The 14,454-nt window shown below is 73.8% G+C and carries 15 protein-coding genes and 1 pseudogene; 8 read left to right on the forward strand and 8 right to left on the reverse strand.

The window, feature by feature from the left end; genetic code table 11:
* Window position 1: 1 nt before the first annotated feature.
* The 3 genes from QPK52_RS00750 to QPK52_RS00760 are packed head-to-tail and all read left to right on the forward strand — an operon-like array spanning window position 2 to window position 1,938.
* Window positions 2-481 (forward strand): SRPBCC family protein, encoded by a 480-nt coding sequence (locus tag QPK52_RS00750; protein WP_410534854.1) that lies wholly within the window; start codon window positions 2-4, stop codon window positions 479-481.
* Between the two features lie 14 nt (window positions 482-495).
* The gene (locus tag QPK52_RS00755; protein ID WP_410534856.1) at window positions 496-840 is read left to right on the forward strand and encodes a TcmI family type II polyketide cyclase; all 345 of its coding nucleotides are present in this window, start codon (window positions 496-498) and stop codon (window positions 838-840) included.
* Between the two features lie 42 nt (window positions 841-882).
* Window positions 883-1,938: a methyltransferase gene (locus tag QPK52_RS00760; RefSeq protein ID WP_410540146.1), complete on the forward strand. Its 1,056-nt coding sequence runs from the start codon at window positions 883-885 to the stop codon at window positions 1,936-1,938.
* 167 nt (window positions 1,939-2,105) lie between these two features.
* On the opposite strand, the gene QPK52_RS00765 is transcribed toward QPK52_RS00760, so the two are convergent.
* Entirely contained in the window at window positions 2,106-2,987 is an 882-nt protein-coding gene (locus QPK52_RS00765; RefSeq protein WP_410534857.1) for an MEDS domain-containing protein, read from the reverse strand.
* A gap of 233 nt (window positions 2,988-3,220) precedes the next feature.
* On the opposite strand from QPK52_RS00765, the gene QPK52_RS00770 reads away from it, so the two are divergent.
* Window positions 3,221-3,724, forward strand: a complete 504-nt coding sequence (locus QPK52_RS00770; RefSeq protein WP_410534859.1) for a hemerythrin domain-containing protein — start codon at window positions 3,221-3,223, stop codon at window positions 3,722-3,724.
* Between the two features lie 38 nt (window positions 3,725-3,762).
* Here QPK52_RS00770 and QPK52_RS00775 read toward each other — a convergent pair whose 3' ends face one another.
* The 3 genes from QPK52_RS00775 to QPK52_RS00785 are packed head-to-tail and all read right to left on the reverse strand — an operon-like array spanning window position 3,763 to window position 6,220.
* Window positions 3,763-4,080 (reverse strand): hypothetical protein, encoded by a 318-nt coding sequence (locus QPK52_RS00775; RefSeq protein ID WP_410534860.1) that lies wholly within the window; start codon window positions 4,078-4,080, stop codon window positions 3,763-3,765.
* Window positions 4,077-4,667, reverse strand: a complete 591-nt coding sequence (locus tag QPK52_RS00780; protein ID WP_410534862.1) for a SigE family RNA polymerase sigma factor — start codon at window positions 4,665-4,667, stop codon at window positions 4,077-4,079. Before QPK52_RS00780 ends, QPK52_RS00775 begins: the two co-directional genes overlap by 4 nt.
* A complete protein-coding gene (locus QPK52_RS00785; protein ID WP_410534864.1) occupies window positions 4,664-6,220 on the reverse strand; it encodes a sodium:solute symporter family protein in 1,557 nt (518 codons plus the stop codon). Before QPK52_RS00785 ends, QPK52_RS00780 begins: the two co-directional genes overlap by 4 nt.
* A gap of 217 nt (window positions 6,221-6,437) precedes the next feature.
* Between QPK52_RS00785 and QPK52_RS00790 the strand changes: the two genes are divergently transcribed.
* The 3 genes from QPK52_RS00790 (at window position 6,438) to QPK52_RS00800 (ending at window position 9,704) form a co-directional block, all read left to right on the forward strand.
* Window positions 6,438-8,609 carry a carbon starvation CstA family protein gene (locus QPK52_RS00790; protein WP_410534865.1) on the forward strand — a complete coding sequence of 724 codons (2,172 nt, stop codon included), beginning with the start codon at window positions 6,438-6,440 and terminating at the stop codon, window positions 8,607-8,609.
* A complete protein-coding gene (locus QPK52_RS00795; RefSeq protein WP_410534866.1) occupies window positions 8,606-8,812 on the forward strand; it encodes a YbdD/YjiX family protein in 207 nt (68 codons plus the stop codon). Before QPK52_RS00790 ends, QPK52_RS00795 begins: the two co-directional genes overlap by 4 nt.
* A gap of 115 nt (window positions 8,813-8,927) precedes the next feature.
* Window positions 8,928-9,704 carry a hypothetical protein gene (locus QPK52_RS00800; RefSeq protein ID WP_410534867.1) on the forward strand — a complete coding sequence of 259 codons (777 nt, stop codon included), beginning with the start codon at window positions 8,928-8,930 and terminating at the stop codon, window positions 9,702-9,704.
* 4 nt (window positions 9,705-9,708) lie between these two features.
* Here the strand turns inward: QPK52_RS00800 and QPK52_RS00805 are convergent, their stop codons facing one another.
* The 3 genes from QPK52_RS00805 to QPK52_RS00815 form a co-directional block, all read right to left on the reverse strand.
* Complete coding sequence (locus tag QPK52_RS00805) at window positions 9,709-10,131, reverse strand: DUF3662 domain-containing protein (RefSeq protein WP_410534868.1); 423 nt, start codon at window positions 10,129-10,131, stop codon at window positions 9,709-9,711.
* Window positions 10,132-10,376: 245 nt separating this feature from the next.
* Window positions 10,377-10,583, reverse strand: coding sequence for a hypothetical protein (locus tag QPK52_RS00810; protein ID WP_410534870.1), 207 nt, complete (start codon window positions 10,581-10,583; stop codon window positions 10,377-10,379).
* A gap of 111 nt (window positions 10,584-10,694) precedes the next feature.
* Window positions 10,695-11,705 (reverse strand): CorA family divalent cation transporter, encoded by a 1,011-nt coding sequence (locus QPK52_RS00815; protein WP_410534871.1) that lies wholly within the window; start codon window positions 11,703-11,705, stop codon window positions 10,695-10,697.
* A gap of 133 nt (window positions 11,706-11,838) precedes the next feature.
* On the opposite strand from QPK52_RS00815, the gene QPK52_RS00820 reads away from it, so the two are divergent.
* Window positions 11,839-13,008 (forward strand): spore photoproduct lyase family protein, encoded by a 1,170-nt coding sequence (locus QPK52_RS00820; protein ID WP_410534872.1) that lies wholly within the window; start codon window positions 11,839-11,841, stop codon window positions 13,006-13,008.
* Window positions 13,009-13,076: 68 nt separating this feature from the next.
* Here the strand turns inward: QPK52_RS00820 and QPK52_RS00825 are convergent.
* Window positions 13,077-13,921: pseudogene (locus tag QPK52_RS00825) on the reverse strand (SCO6745 family protein); the annotation flags it as partial.
* Window positions 13,922-14,454 lie beyond the last annotated feature (533 nt).

Here is a 14,454-nt window from a genome sequence, read left to right on the forward strand (position 1 = left end):
GATGGCCGGGCACACCGAGAACGAGATCGTCATCGCCGCGCCCCTGGACCTGGTCTGGGACATCACCAACGACATCGAGAACTGGCCGCGGCTGTTCAGCGAGTACGCCTCCGTCGAGATCCTCTCGCGCGACGGCGACACCACCACCTTCCGCCTGACCATGCACCCGGACGAGAACGGCACGGTGTGGAGCTGGGTGTCGGAGCGGACCGCCGACCGCGACGCCCTCACCGTGCGGGCCCACCGCGTGGAGACGGGCCCCTTCCAGTACATGGACATCCGCTGGGAGTACGCGCAGCTCCCCGAGGGCGTGCGGATGCGCTGGACGCAGGACTTCGCGATGAAGCCCGACGCCCCGGTCGACGACACGTGGATGACGCGGAACATCAACCGCAACTCCCGCGTCCAGATGGCGCTCATCCGGGACCGGATCGAGCAGCGCGCCCGTCAGGCCGGCGCGCCTGCGGCGATGGCCGACTGAGAAGGGACCCCTCCGTGCACCACACCCTGATCGTCGCCCGGATGGAACCGGGGGCGGCGCCGGACATCGCGAAGGTGTTCGCCGAGTCCGACCGCGGCGAGCTGCCGCACCTGGTCGGCGTCGCCCGGCGCAGCCTCTTCCAGTTCGGCGATGTGTACATGCACCTCATCGAGAGCGAGCGGGATCCCGGACCGGCCATCGCCCGGGCCGTGGACCACCCGGAGTTCCGCGCCGTCAGCGAGCGGCTGACGGCGTACGTCCGGCCGTACGACCCTCAGACCTGGCGCGGCCCGAAGGACGCCATGGCGCGGTGCTTCTACCGCTGGGAGCGCGACGGCGCGCCCCTGCCGCCGCGCTGACGGGCCTCCCCACCACAAGAATCGAGGCGGTGCATGACAACCGTGACAACCGTTGGAACCGCTCCCCCGCCGCCCATGCGGCTGCGGGAGCTCGCGTTCGGGGCGGCGTGCGCAGCCGCCGTACGCGCGGCCGCCCGGCTGGGCGTGGCCGACGCGCTGGGGGAGGACCCCATGAGCGCCGAGGAGTTGGCGGCGGAGGTGAAGGCGGAGCCGCGCCCCCTGCGGCGGCTGCTGCGCGCCCTGTCCTGCCACGGCGTCTTCACCGAGGACGGGGACGGGAGGTTCGCGCACACGGGCGTGTCGCGGCTGCTGCGCGAGGACGACCCGAACAGCATGCGGGACGTGGTGCTGTGGTGCACCGAGCCCTGGACCTGGGACGCGTGGCCGCTGCTCGACGAGGCGGTGCGCTCCGGCCGCAGCGTCGTCCCGGATCTGTACGGCAAGGACTTCTTCGCCTACCTGCACCAGGACGCGCCCGAGTCCGCGCATGTCTTCAACCGGGCGATGACGCGTTCCAGCGAGCAGTCCGCCCGGGACGTCGCGGCCTTCCTCGACCTGTCGGAGGCCGAGTCCGTCGTCGATGTCGGGGGCGGCCAGGGGCATGTGCTGGCGAGCCTGCTGGAACGCCACCCCGGGCTGCGGGGCGCCCTGCTCGACCTGCCGCCGGTGGTGGCCAACGCCGACCCGCGGCTGCGGGAGGGCGGGGCGCTCGCGGACCGGGCGCGCATCGTGCCCGGCGACTGCCGCACCGCCGTCCCGGCCGGCGCGGATGTGTACATCGTCAAGAACATCCTGGAGTGGGACGACGACAGCACCCGCAGGACACTGCGGAACATCATCGCCGCGGCGCGGCCCGGAGCCCGGGTCGTGGTCATCGAGAACCTCGTCGACGACACCCCCTCGATGCGGTTCACCACCGCGATGGACCTGCTGCTCCTCCTCAACGTCGGAGGCGCCAAGCACACCGGGCGCAGCATGGCCGAGCGGCTGACCGGGGCCGGTCTGGCCATCGGTTCCGTCCGCCCGGTCAACCCGTATCTGCACGCCTTCGAATGCACCGTCCCCGGAGACGGGCCGGCCCGCGCCGCCGGGGCGTGACGGCCCGGTGCCGCCGCCCGTTGCGGGCCGACCGGGGGCGGTGAGGGACGCGGCGGAGGCCGGCGGGCGAGCCGGCCTCCGCCGCGTACCGGTCCGTCCCCGCCGCGACGGGGCCAGGCGGGCGAACGGACCGGTACGGGAGGGCCGGGGGGCCGGGCCGGTGGCCGTCAGGGGGCGATCTCCAGCCCGCCGCACTCCTCGGGGAACATCGCGGCCACGCGCCGCAGGGAGTGCGGCGGGCGGTGCACGACCAGCCGCCGGCCCCGCCCGCGCTCGGCGCCGGCGGCCGCGGCCAGCGCCGCGACGGCCGCGGTGTCCAGGAAGTCGGCGCCGGACAGGTCCAGGTGCACCGCCGGCCCGGGCAGACGCGCCAGGGCCGCCAGCGCCGTCTCCAGGACGGCCCGGGTGTCGGCGTCGGCTCCGCCGCGCAGCCCGAAACCCGTCCGGTCGGCCAGGGGCGTGACGCCCAGCGGCGGCTCGGTGCGGGCCCCGGAGCGGCCGCCGGGGAAGAGCCGCCGGATGTGGGCGGCGGTCAGCAGGGCCGCGGTGCCCTCGGGCACCGCCGCACGGTCGTACAGGCACAGCGCGGTCAGCGGCAGCCGCGCGAACACCTCGTGGTTCAGTCGCAGTTCGTACTCCAGCAGACGGTCCGCCCCCGGCACGCCACGTGCGCACCAGGCCATCTCGCCGACCGCGTACAGGCCCGCGTACCCCTCCCGGACCGCGGTGGCGCACTCCTGCTCCCAGGCCCGCGCCATCCGGTCCGGGTCGAACGGCGGCCGCCGCAGGTAGGAGTCCTCGGCCCGGCGGACGACGAGCCCGCCGCGTTCGGCCGCCGCCACCGCGTCGACGCCGTTGCGGCCGAGCCGTTCCACCACGGCCGCCGGTGCCGCGGTGTCGGCGAAGTACACCACCCGCCGCCCGGCGGCCAGGCCCTCGCGGACGAACTCCGCCGCGCTGCGCGCCCACTGCCTCTCCCCCGCGTAGGCGCAGCACATGTGCCGCTCCCACTCGGGGGACGGCTTCGGGCCGGCACCCGTCAAGGACATCCGCTCCGCTCCCGCGCCGTCTGCTCGCCGCGTCCGCACAAGCCTGTTCGAGGTCCCCACCGTATCTCCCCCGGCCGGACGGCAGTACCACGCCCGCCACTCCGGCCGCGGCCGGGGAACGGGGAGATCACAGGGACGCCCGCCGGGGTGTCCGCCGCAGGCGACGGGGTATCCGGCGGACCGGTCGACCACTTTTCACGTCCTGTCCGTTCCGTTTCCTTCGAGGAGCCCGTATGCCGCCCGCAACCTCCGACGTCGTCGAGCTGATCCTGCGCGACCACCGCAGGATGGAGGACCTCTTCCGCACGATGCGCAACGCCGAGGCCGACCGGGCCGGTGCGCTGGGCGAGTTCGCCGCCCTGCTGGTCGCCCACTCCCTGGCCGAGGAGGAGAAGGTCTACCCGGCCCTGCGCCGCTACAAGAACGTCGACGACGGCGATGTCGAGCACAGCGTGCACGAGCACGGCGAGGCCAACGAGGCGCTGCTCGCCCTGCTGGAGGTGGAGGACACCTCCTCCGAGGAGTGGGACGAGAAGCTGGAGGCGCTCGTCACCGCCGTCAACCACCACGCGGACGAGGAGGAGCGCACCCTGCTCAACGACGCCCGCGAGAACGTCGCCGACAGCCGGCGCGCCCAGCTCGGGGAGGCCTTCGCGAAGGCGCGTGCCGAGCACCTGGAAGCCGACTGCGGAAGCGTCGGGAACGTCCGCAGGATCGTGGCCTCCAGCGGCGGCTGACCGCCCGGGCCGTGACCGCGCCGGCCCCGTGCCGGGGGTCACGGGTCGGCGGTCACGGGTCGGGCAGCCGCCGGTGGCCGTCCCCCGCCGTGGACGTCCTCGAAGACCGCCCTGCGTTCGGTGGGGGCCTGGTTGAGGACCCACAGGCCGGCCAGGACGGCCAGCACGAAGACGACGGTCACCAGGACCGCCAGGACCAGCCGGCGCCTGCGCTCCCTGCGGAGCCAGCCGCCGCGGGCGGCGCGGTAGGCGTCGGGGGCCGCGTGGACGCCGCCCGCCAGGGTCTCCAGCGCCTCCCGAAGCCTTTCCTCCGTGCCGGGGGCGTCCGGGGTTCCGGGTGTGCGGGGGACGTTCATCTGCGGGCCTCCATCGCCTGGGTCAGGGCCGCGATGCCGCGCGAGGTGTGGGTCTTGACCGAACCGGCCGAGATCCCCATGGCCGCGGCGATCTCACTCTCCTTCAGTCCCAGCCAGTGGCGCAGGACGAGTGCCTCTCGCTGCCGGGCGGGAAGCCGCTGGAGCGCGTCGATCAGCACCCGCTGGTCGTCGCGGAGGAGCGCCGAGTTCTCGGCGGAGGCGACCGGCTCGGACGGCGGCGGCTCCATGTGCCTGCGAGCCACCTGCAGGTGGCGTATGCGCATCCGGGTCAGATTGCAGACCACCGACCGCAGGTAGGCCTCCGCGGAGCCGGGTTCGCGCAGTTTCCTCCACTTCCGGTAGATCTGGTAGTAGGCCTCGGCCACGATGTTCTCGGGGTCGTCGGCGCCCAGCAGCGTGGCCAGCCGCAGCATCGGCGTGTAGTGCAGGCTGAAGAGGCGGGCCACCTCCGCCTCGCGCTCCGGCTCCAGCCCCTCGGAGGCCGCTCGCGGCGGGGGAACCACCGGGGCGGGCGGCAGAACGGCGGCGCGGGCGTCCCGGCCGAACCGGTCGCGGATGGGTTTCATAAGGTGCTCGCTCCCGTCTCGGGACGGTGTCTGAGGGCCATGCGGGGCGGGAGTGTGGTGGTGTCCGGGCCGCGGGGGACCCCGGCACGGTCCAGGACGAGGGTGGCGGCCACCGCGACGGCCAGGTTCGGCAGCAGGGCGACGAGCCCCGCGTAGACCTCCAGGCCGGCCGGTCCGAAGGGCGCCACCGGGGAGAAGCCCTCCCGTACGACCATGAAGGTGCCGACCGCCATCCCGGTGGCCCAGCCCGCGAGCAGCGCACGGTGGTGCAGGCGGCGGGTGAAGAGCCCGGCCACCACCGCGGGGAAGATCTGCAGGATCCACACGCCGCCGAGCAGTTGCAGGTTCACCGCGTCCTGGTCGCGCAGGCCGAGCACGAAGGCGACCGCCCCTGCCTTGGCGGTGAGCGAGACCACCCTGGCGACTCTGACCTGGTGCTTGGGGGTGGCCGTGGGGTGGAAGTACTCGACGTACACGTTGCGCACGAAGGAGGTCGCGGCCGCGATCGACATCACGGCGGCGGGCACCATCGCCCCCACCACCAGCGCCCCGAAGACCAGTCCGGCCAGCGGCCCCGGCATCAGCCGGTCGACCAGCATGGGGACCGCGGCCTCCGCTCCCCCGCGCGGGGTGCGCACCCCGTAGGCCAGGGCGGCGATGCCCAGCAGCCCGAACAGGCCGAGCACCGCCGTCCACAGCGGCAGGGCGGAGGAGACCCGGCGCAGCACCCCGGTGCCGGAGGCCGCGAAACCCGCGGTGAGCACGTGCGGGTACATCAGCAGGGCCAGTGCCGAGCCCAGCGCGAGGGTGGCGAAGGCCGACTGCTGCCCGGGGGCGAGGACGAGCGGGGCACCCTCCGCGCCCCGCTCGGTGAGGGTGCGCCCGGCCGCGTCGAACATGGCGCCGGGGCCGCCCAGGTGGTCCAGGACGAGCCAGAAGGTGACCAGGACCGAGCCGAAGACGGCCACTCCCTTGAGGGCGGATATGACGGTGGGCGCTCTCAGGCCGTGCCGGTAGGTGGCCACCGCCAGCCCCGCGAACAGCGCGGCCATCGCCAGGTCCCCGGTGACCGCGTCCGGGTACAGGCCGCCCGCGGTGAGCACCGCGCGGATCCCCAGCAGTTGGAGGGCGAGGTAGGGCATCGTTGCGAGGATGCCGGTGAGGGCGACCGCCAGGGCCAGCGGCGGCGAACCGTAGCGCCCGCGGACGAAGTCGGCGACGGTGACGTAACCGTGGCGGCGGGCCACGGACCACAGCCGGGGCAGCAGGACGAACGCCAGCGGGCAGACGATCACGGTGTAGGGGAGCGCGAAGAAGGCGGTGGCCCCGTTGCCGTAGGCCAGTCCGGGCACGGCGGTGAAGGTGTAGGCGGTGAAGACCGTGCCGCCCAGCAGCAGCCAGGTCCACGCGGTGCCCAGGCTCCGGTCCGCCAGTGCCCAGCCCTCCAGCGACGGCAGGCGGTCGCCGGCGCGGAGACGGCGGGCGGTGGCCGCCAGGAGCGACGCTCCGCCGATGACGGCGAGGAACGCCGTGGCCATGGCGCCGTCGGCCATCGATCACCGTCCTTGGGGTGCGCGGGTCCCTCGCTCACCGGTTGCCCGGCCCGTGTCTTCCATCGACAGGGAGACCAGGGAAATCCGCCGTAAACCCGTTGTCAACCCGATCGTGGTGACCGGCAACTCTTGCACAGACCACAGGAGCCGGCCGACCCCGCGGCCCGTGGCCTCGTACCGCTGTCCACCGGGGCGACCAGTCAGGCGAGGAGCCGTCATGCCATTACCCGTCGTGCCGACCGAACCGACGACCGGGCCGAGGACCGGGCCGAGATCGATCCTGCTGTGGACCGCCGTCGCCCTCCTGGGCGCGGTCGGCTGGGGCATGATGGCCCTGGCCCGGGGCGAGGAGATCTCCGCGATCTGGCTGGTGGTCGCCGCTCTGGGCTCGTACGCCATCGCCTACCGCTTCTACGCCCGCTTCATCGCCCGGCGGGTCCTCCAGCCCGACGACAGCCGCGCCACCCCGGCCGAGCGGCTCGAGGACGGCGTCGACTACCACCCCACCGACCGCCGTGTGCTGTTCGGCCACCACTTCGCCGCCATTGCGGGAGCCGGGCCGCTGGTCGGCCCGGTGCTGGCGGCCCAGATGGGTTATCTGCCGAGCACCATCTGGATCGTCGTCGGCGTGATCTTCGCCGGGGCGGTCCAGGACATGGTGGTGCTGTTCCTCTCCATGCGCCGGGACGGCAAGAGCCTGGGCCAGATGGCGCGCGACGAGATCGGCAAGGTGGGCGGCGCCGCGGCGCTCATAGGCGTCTTCGCCATCATGATCATCCTGCTGAGCGTGCTCGCGCTGGTCGTGGTCAACGCCCTGGCCCACTCCCCGTGGGGCACCTTCTCGGTCGCCATGACCGTCCCCATCGCCCTGTTCATGGGTTTCTACCTGCGCTACCTGCGGCCGGGCCGGGTCGTGGAGACCAGTGCCATCGGGGTGGCCCTGCTGCTGCTGGCGATCCTCGGCGGCGGCTGGATCCAGGACTCGTCGCTGGCCGACACCTTCACCTGGAGCCCCACGACCCTGGTGTTCTGCCTGGTCGCCTACGGTTTCGTCGCCTCGGTGCTGCCTGTGTGGATGCTGCTGGCGCCCCGTGATTACCTGTCCACCTTCATGAAGGTGGGCACCATCGTGCTGCTGGCGGTCGGCGTGCTGGTCGCCGCGCCGACGCTGAAGACCGACGCGGTGACCCCCTTCGCCTCCTCGGGCGACGGCCCGGTCTTCGCCGGTTCGCTGTTCCCCTTCCTGTTCATCACCATCGCCTGCGGCGCCCTCTCCGGCTTCCACGCCCTGGTGGCCTCCGGCACCACGCCGAAGCTGATCCAGAAGGAGTCGCAGGTCCGGATGATCGGCTACGGCTCCATGCTGATGGAGTCCTTCGTGGCCGTCATGGCGCTGGTCGCCGCCTGCGTCATCGACCCGGGCCTGTACTACGCGATGAACGCCCCGGCCGGCATGCTGGGCACCACGGTGGAGAGCGCCTCCCAGGCGGTGGCGAACCTGGGCTTCAGCATCACCCCCGACCAGCTGGCCGCGGCGGCCAAGGCCGTCGAGGAGGAGACCCTGATCGCGCGCACCGGCGGCGCGCCCACCCTGGCCGTCGGCATGGCGGAGATCTTCTCCCAGGTGTTCGGCGGCGCCGGGATGAAGGCGTTCTGGTACCACTTCGCGATCATGTTCGAGGCGCTGTTCATCCTCACCACGGTGGACGCGGGCACCCGGGTCGGCCGCTTCATGCTCCAGGACATGCTGGGCAACGTCTGGAAGCCCATCGGCCGGGTCACCTGGAAGCCGGGCATCTGGATCACCAGCGCCCTCGTCGTCGGCGCCTGGGGCTACTTCCTCTACGTCGGTGTCACCGACCCGCTCGGCGGGATCAACCAGCTCTTCCCGCTGTTCGGCATCGCCAACCAGCTGCTCGCCGCGATCGCCCTCACCCTCGCCACCACCCTGCTGATCAAGGCCGGGAAACTGCGCTGGGCCTGGGTGACCGGCGTGCCGCTGGCGTGGGACGTGGCGGTCACCTTCACGGCGGGCTGGCAGAAGATCTTCTCCGACGACCCGAAGGTGGGCTTCTTCGCCAACCGCGAACGCTTCTCCGAGGCCATCGACGCCGGCCAGGTGCTGGCTCCGGCCAAGAACATGGACGAGATGCACACGGTGGTGCTCAACCAGACCGTCGACGGCGTGCTCATGGCCCTGTTCCTGGTGCTGGTCGCCACGGTGATCGTCAACGCGGCCGTGGTGTGCGTACGCGCCGTGCGGTCCGCTGAGCCGCTGCCGACCACCGAGGCGCCCTACGTCGAGTCCCGGATCGAGGTCCCGGCGTCGTGGTCCTCGGGCAGGGCGGAGGAGGGGGAGAAGGAACCGGTGGGAGCGGGCGAGCGATGACGGGCGCACTGCTCGACAGGGCGGCCCGGCTGCTGCGGGGGGTCCGCTGGTACCTGCGCGAGTTCTCCGGCGAGGCGGACTACGAGCGCTTCCGCCTCAGGCACCTGCGCGAGCACCCGGGTGAGCCGGTCCCCTCCTGGCGCGAATACGAACGGCGGCGCGCCCGGCACCGGGAGGAGCATCCGCAGAGCCGCTGCTGCTGACCCCGGCGGACCGGCCGCGCGGCCGGCGGGGGCGCCGCGGCGTCCACCCGGATACTGGTCCGTACGGCTCCTCCCGCACCGGGTGGCAGGAGCCGTACGGCCAGGAGGTGGTGCGGTGTCGCGGCGTGCGACGGCGAAGTCGCTCACCCCCGCGCAGCGGCGGGCGGTCATGGCGTCCGATCCCGCGACGGGAGAGCTGACGGGGAGTCCTGCGACGGGTGCCGCCCTGCGGGACAGGGGCCTGGCCGTGGCGTACGGCCGGGCGGGCAGGTACTACCTGACCGAGGCGGGGCGGGCGGTGCGCGAGGAGTTGCGCGAGGAGCCGTGCGGGGAACCGGACCCCGGCGTGCCGGAGCCGGTCCCCGGCCGGGCCGGGGCGGCTCCGCCCCCGGCGCCCGCTCCGGCAGGGCGGACCGGAGCCGCCGGGCCGACCGGTCCCGGGGCGTTCGCCGCGGCGACCGGGGACGGGCCGCCGACGCGGGAGGACCCCGGGCGGCGCGCCGCCGCCGTGGCCCGCGCCTGGGCCGGTGTGCTGGAGATACGCCGCGTCACCGGCGGTTTCGCCGGGCCCGGTCCGGGCGTCCCGGCACCCTGGGAGCGGACGCGGATGGTCTGGGCGGTCTCCCTGGCCCTGGAGGCCGCGGGCGTACCGCCGTCGGCGGTCGACGAGGGCGGGCGCCGCACCCGGGCGGGGTACCGCGTCCTCGGCTCCGGCGAGCCGGGCGCGGTCCGCGTGGAGTGGCGGGGCCCCGCCGCCTCCGCCGGCCGCGAGCGCGCCGAACGGGAACTGAGGGCGTGCGCGGAGCACCTGGCCGGGTGCGGCTGGGAGGCGCTGCTGTACTGGGGGGCCCGCCGTACCCCCTTCCTGCTGGTCACACCCGGCGCTCCGTGAGCGGTCACCGCACCGGGGCGGTGACCGGGTCCCCGTGGCCGGTGAACGCGTCGGCGCGGACGTTGGGGGTGGGGCTGCCGGTCACCCGGTAGCGGCCGTTGGGCACGTCGTCGGAGACGGTGACGCGGACGGTGAGCGGGCCGGCCCACTCGTACCCCTTCCTCTCCCCGTGGCGCGCCAGGCTGTCCGCCAGCAGCTGGCCTATCTGCCCGCCGCGCCGCGCCAGCTTCTCGTACACGGCGGTGGAGAGTTCGACCTCGTAGGCGTTGGGAACCACCACACGGCTGTGGCTGCACACGACGGTGTGCGCGTCGCACTCGCTCCGCAGGGCGTCGAGGATCTCGACCGGTTCCCTGCGGAGCATCCTCGCCAGCAGCGATTGCTCCCAGCTCTCGACCTTGCGTTCCCATCGGCTCAGTGTTCCCATATCGGATCGCGTGCCCGGGGTGGATCGTCGCATGCGTCCGCAAACGTCCGGAGTGCTCCCGGGGACGCCTCCGCGCCCGTGCGGCCGGTTCACCCGGGACCCTGGCCGCGGCACGGAACAAGGCCGCCGCTTCGCGGGAAGCGGCGGCCTTGTTCCGGCACGGATCGCCCGGCGTTCGGGCCGGCCGGGTCGTACCGGGACGCGGGGCGGGCCCGGCGGGGCTCCGGTCCTGCGGCGACCGGGCCTCACGCGGCGTGCCGGTCCTCCCGCGGGGCGGTGGAGCGCTCCGGCTTGTGCGCCGGGAGGTCCGGTACGGCCCGCAGGTGGCGTTCGCGGGCCGGCTCGGCCGCGGGCCCCGGGTCGGCCTCGCCCAGCATGCGTTCCTCGTACCGCCCGAGGGCGAGCATCACGCACAGCAGCAGAGGGGGTATGACGAAGGCTGTGACAGCCACGGGAACTCCTTTGAGGGGAAGGGCTTGCCTCTGTTCCGCGTTGCCTCCCTCACCGGGCGGAAACCCTCGAAACACCCTCTTCGGGGCGTTCGGGTGACCCGCCGCCCGCCGTCACAGCCATCCGTTGCGGCGGAAGGCCCGGTACAGCAGTCCCGCGGCGGCGGCCATCACGCCCACGGCCAGCGGATAGCCGAACTCCCAGCCCAGTTCCGGCATGTGCTCGAAGTTCATGCCGTACAGGCCGGCGACCATGGTGGGGATCGCGAGGATCGCCGCCCATGCCGATATGCGGCGCATGTCGTCGTTCTGCCAGGTGCCCACCCTGGCCAGATGGGCGTCGAGCGCGGAGTTGAGCAACTCGTCCAGGGACCGGACCTCGGTGTCGGCGTGGTGCAGGTGGTCGGCCACGTCGCGGAAGTACGGAAGCACCCCCCGCGGCCACTGCGACCGCGGCTCGGCGGCGAACTCCCGCACCACCGGGACCAGGGGCCCGACGGCGTCGCGGAACTCCAGGACCTCCCGCTTGAGCGAGTAGATCTCCTCGGTGAGGTCGTCGCGGGAGGGGGAGAAGACGCAGCGCTCCAGCCGGGTCAGATCGGCGCGCACCTTGCCCGCGGCGTCGTTGTAGGCGTCCACCACCACGTCCAGGACGGCGTGCAGGACCGAGACCGGGCCGAAGCGCAGCGTCGCCGGGTCGGCGGCGAGCCGGCGGGCGGCCTCGGCGGCCGGGTCGGCCGACCCGTGCCGGACGGTCATCACGAAACGGGGCCCGATGAAGACCATCGCCTCCCCCGTCTCCACCTCCGAATCCTCCTCGACATACCACAGCGTCCTCAGCGCCACCGCCAGCACGTCGCCGTACCGCTCGCGCTTGGGACGCTGGCGCGCGTGGACGGCGTCCTCCACCGCCAGCGGGTGCAGCCCCAACTCGGCCGTCAGATCGGCCACCTCGTGCTCGGCGGGAGAGTCCAGGCGCACCCAGGCGAACTCCCCCTCGCCCAGCTCCCGCAGGTGTTTGAGCACCGTCCGCCCCGCCTCTTCGGGCCGCTCGCAGCCGACCCGCCGGGCCGTTCCGTCCTCTTCCCGGTAAACCACGCACTCCATGCCGTACGGATGCTTCACCGGTCCGGTTCCATGCGTGGCCGTCCCGGAGCGCCGGCGGCCGCGGGGGTCCCGGCGACGGCCCGTTGTCGGTGCCCTCCCCTAGGATCGGCAGGGCGTCATCCGTGCCACCGCGAACCATCCGGAGCTCCCCGTGCAGCACCACCCCGGCCGGCCGGACGGCCTGTTCCCCCTGGAGGACCTGCTGCCGCCGGGAACGGACCGCCCCCCGGCGTCCGCCGCCTCGTTCCGGGACTCCCCGGCGGCCGCCCGCATGCTCGACGTACGGGAGATCCACGCGGAGCCGGAGGCCGCCGCGTCGGCCCGGGGGCGGGAGGTCATCGCCCGCTTCCCCCGCGCCCGCGTGGTCGAAGTCCCCTCGCACTGGCGGATCCCCGGGCTGCACGGCGACCGGGGCAGCACGGCCCGGTGGGTGCGGGTGAAGACCGAGACGCTGGTCCTGGGGGTCCGCAAGACCTTCACCGTGCGCCCCAACGGCCGGTCGGCCGACTGGATCGCCCCGGGGCCCTCCAACGGCTGCGCCATGGCCTGCGCGTACTGCTACGTCCCCCGCCGCAAGGGCTACGCCAACCCGATCACGGTCTTCACCAACACCGACCGGATCATCGACCGGCTCGGCCGGCACATCGCGGCCCAGGGCCGTAAAACCGCTCCCAACCAGTGCGACCCCGGCGCGTGGGTGTACGACATCGGCGAGAACGGCGACTGCTCGGTGGACGCGCTGGTCTGCGACAGCACAGCCGACCTGGTCGCCGCCTTCCGGCGGTGGCCGACGGCCAAGGCGTCCTTCGCGACCAAGTTCGTCAACCCGGACCTGCTCGCGTACGACCCGCGCGGCCGCACCAGGATCCGCCTCTCCCTGATGCCGGCCGAGGACTCGCGGCTGCTGGACATCCGCACCAGCCCGGTCGCCGAGCGGATCTCCGCCGCGGGCGACTTCCTGGAGGCGGGATACGAGGTGCACTTCAACCTCTCGCCGGTCGTCGTACGCCCGGGCTGGGAGGAGGCGTGGGCCGGTCTGCTGCGGGAGCTCGACGACGTCCTGCCGCCCGCGGTCAAGGCGCAGGCCGCGGCCGAGGTGATCATGCTGACCCACAACCGGGGTCTGCACGAGGTGAACCTGGGCTGGCATCCGCGGGCCGAGGAGGTGCTGTGGCGGCCGGAACTCCAGGAGGCCAAGGTCTCGGAGGGCGGCAGCCGGAACGTCCGCTACCGCAGCGGCGCCAAGGGAGCGGCCGTGGAACGCCTGCGCGAGCTGATCGCGGCGCATGCGCCCTGGCTGCGCGTACGCTACGCGTTCTGACCCCTTTCCGGCGCTTCGGGGCGCTTCGGGGTGCTTCGGGGTCGGTGGTGCCTCTCACCCCGCCCCGCCGGTGCCGGCAGCCCCATCGGGTTGGGGAACCGCAGCGCCGCGGCGGCGGCACGGGCCACAGGGGTGAGCAGCCGGAGCAGCCGCTCCCCCGCCGCCGCGTCCAGCCCCTGCCAGGGCGCGCGGCGGCACGGTCGGTCGCCTCCTCGACGGCGCGGTGGGCCAGCCGCCCCTCCGGCGTCGCCCCGCCGCCGGGATCCAGCAGGCCGCGAGCGGCCAGCCGGTGCCCGGCGGCCCGCCACTCGTCGTCACTCCAGCCCCGGTAGGGCTGGAGTTCGCCGCGGGGGAGGTCGATGCCCGCCCGCAGGACGAGGATCTCGCAGCCGTCGAATCCCGCGGCGACCAGAGCGGCGACATGGCCGTCACCGCGGTGCTCGCGCAGTACGGTCGCCGCGTGCCACAGGCGTTCCAGCGGGTCCGCCGGAACGGGCAGCGCCCGGTTGGCGGCGGCCAGCACCCGCCCGGCGCAGTCCAGGTCCCGGACCACGGGCAGCAGCAGAGCGGCGGCCTCCTCCGCCTGCCGGCCGTGCCCGGCCAGCAGGCGCCGCAGTGCCGCGCCGGCTCCGGCCCGGCGCGCCTCCAGGGCGCGCTCGGGCGTCGCCACCGCCCAGAGTCCGGGCAGGGCCCGGGCGACCATGGCCGGGGCGAAGCCGAAGAACGCGGCCGTGACCGGCTCCGGCCCGGTCTCCCCCAGCGGCGCGGCGCGTCCGGCGAAGTAACCGCGCCAGAAGCCTCGCAGCCCCGCGTCCTCGAAGGCGTCCCGGGCCTCCGGCGCGAAGTAGGTCACCGCGTGGACCGGTTCGAGCAGGGTCCACAGTGCGCGTGCGGCGCCTGACGGATCGTCCACGTCCCTCCTCCCCCTGTGACGGGTCACCGGGTCTCCCTTCCCCTGGCAGAGCTGGTTCATCCATCACCGGAGTGCGCCGTTCCGCCCTGTCCCGCGAGGTTCCTGAGCCGATGTCACGGTTGCCCGCCCCGGGCGCCCGGTCTCCGGGAGAACGTCGGCACTCGCGTGATCGAACGTCTGGTCAGGTCACATGATCGTGGTTACGCTCCTGCGTGGCCATCGGCTCCCGTTGGCCACCGCGGCCCCGTCCTGCTCGGGCGCCGGCTCGAACACGTACCCGAACACCTGGACACCTGCGAGGAAGAGGAATCGGCGGACGCCGGGGCGTCCCCCGATTCAACGCGCGTCGACCGGCGTCGTCACCCGACCGTCCGGCCGGCCGGACCGTCCCCTCGGCCGGACCCCACCGGTCCGCCGCGGGAGTTCGACCAGCGACTCGTGCCGGCTTCGACCGCCGGCGCCCGGGAGGCTGTGTGAGGCACGACAGCGGCAGGAACGAGAAGACCGGCGGGGAGCTCCGGACGAAGGGATGG

The organism is Streptomyces sp. KL2 (assembly GCF_046529545.1).
In the GTDB taxonomy this organism is placed as follows: Bacteria; Actinomycetota; Actinomycetes; order Streptomycetales; family Streptomycetaceae; genus Streptomyces; species Streptomyces radiopugnans.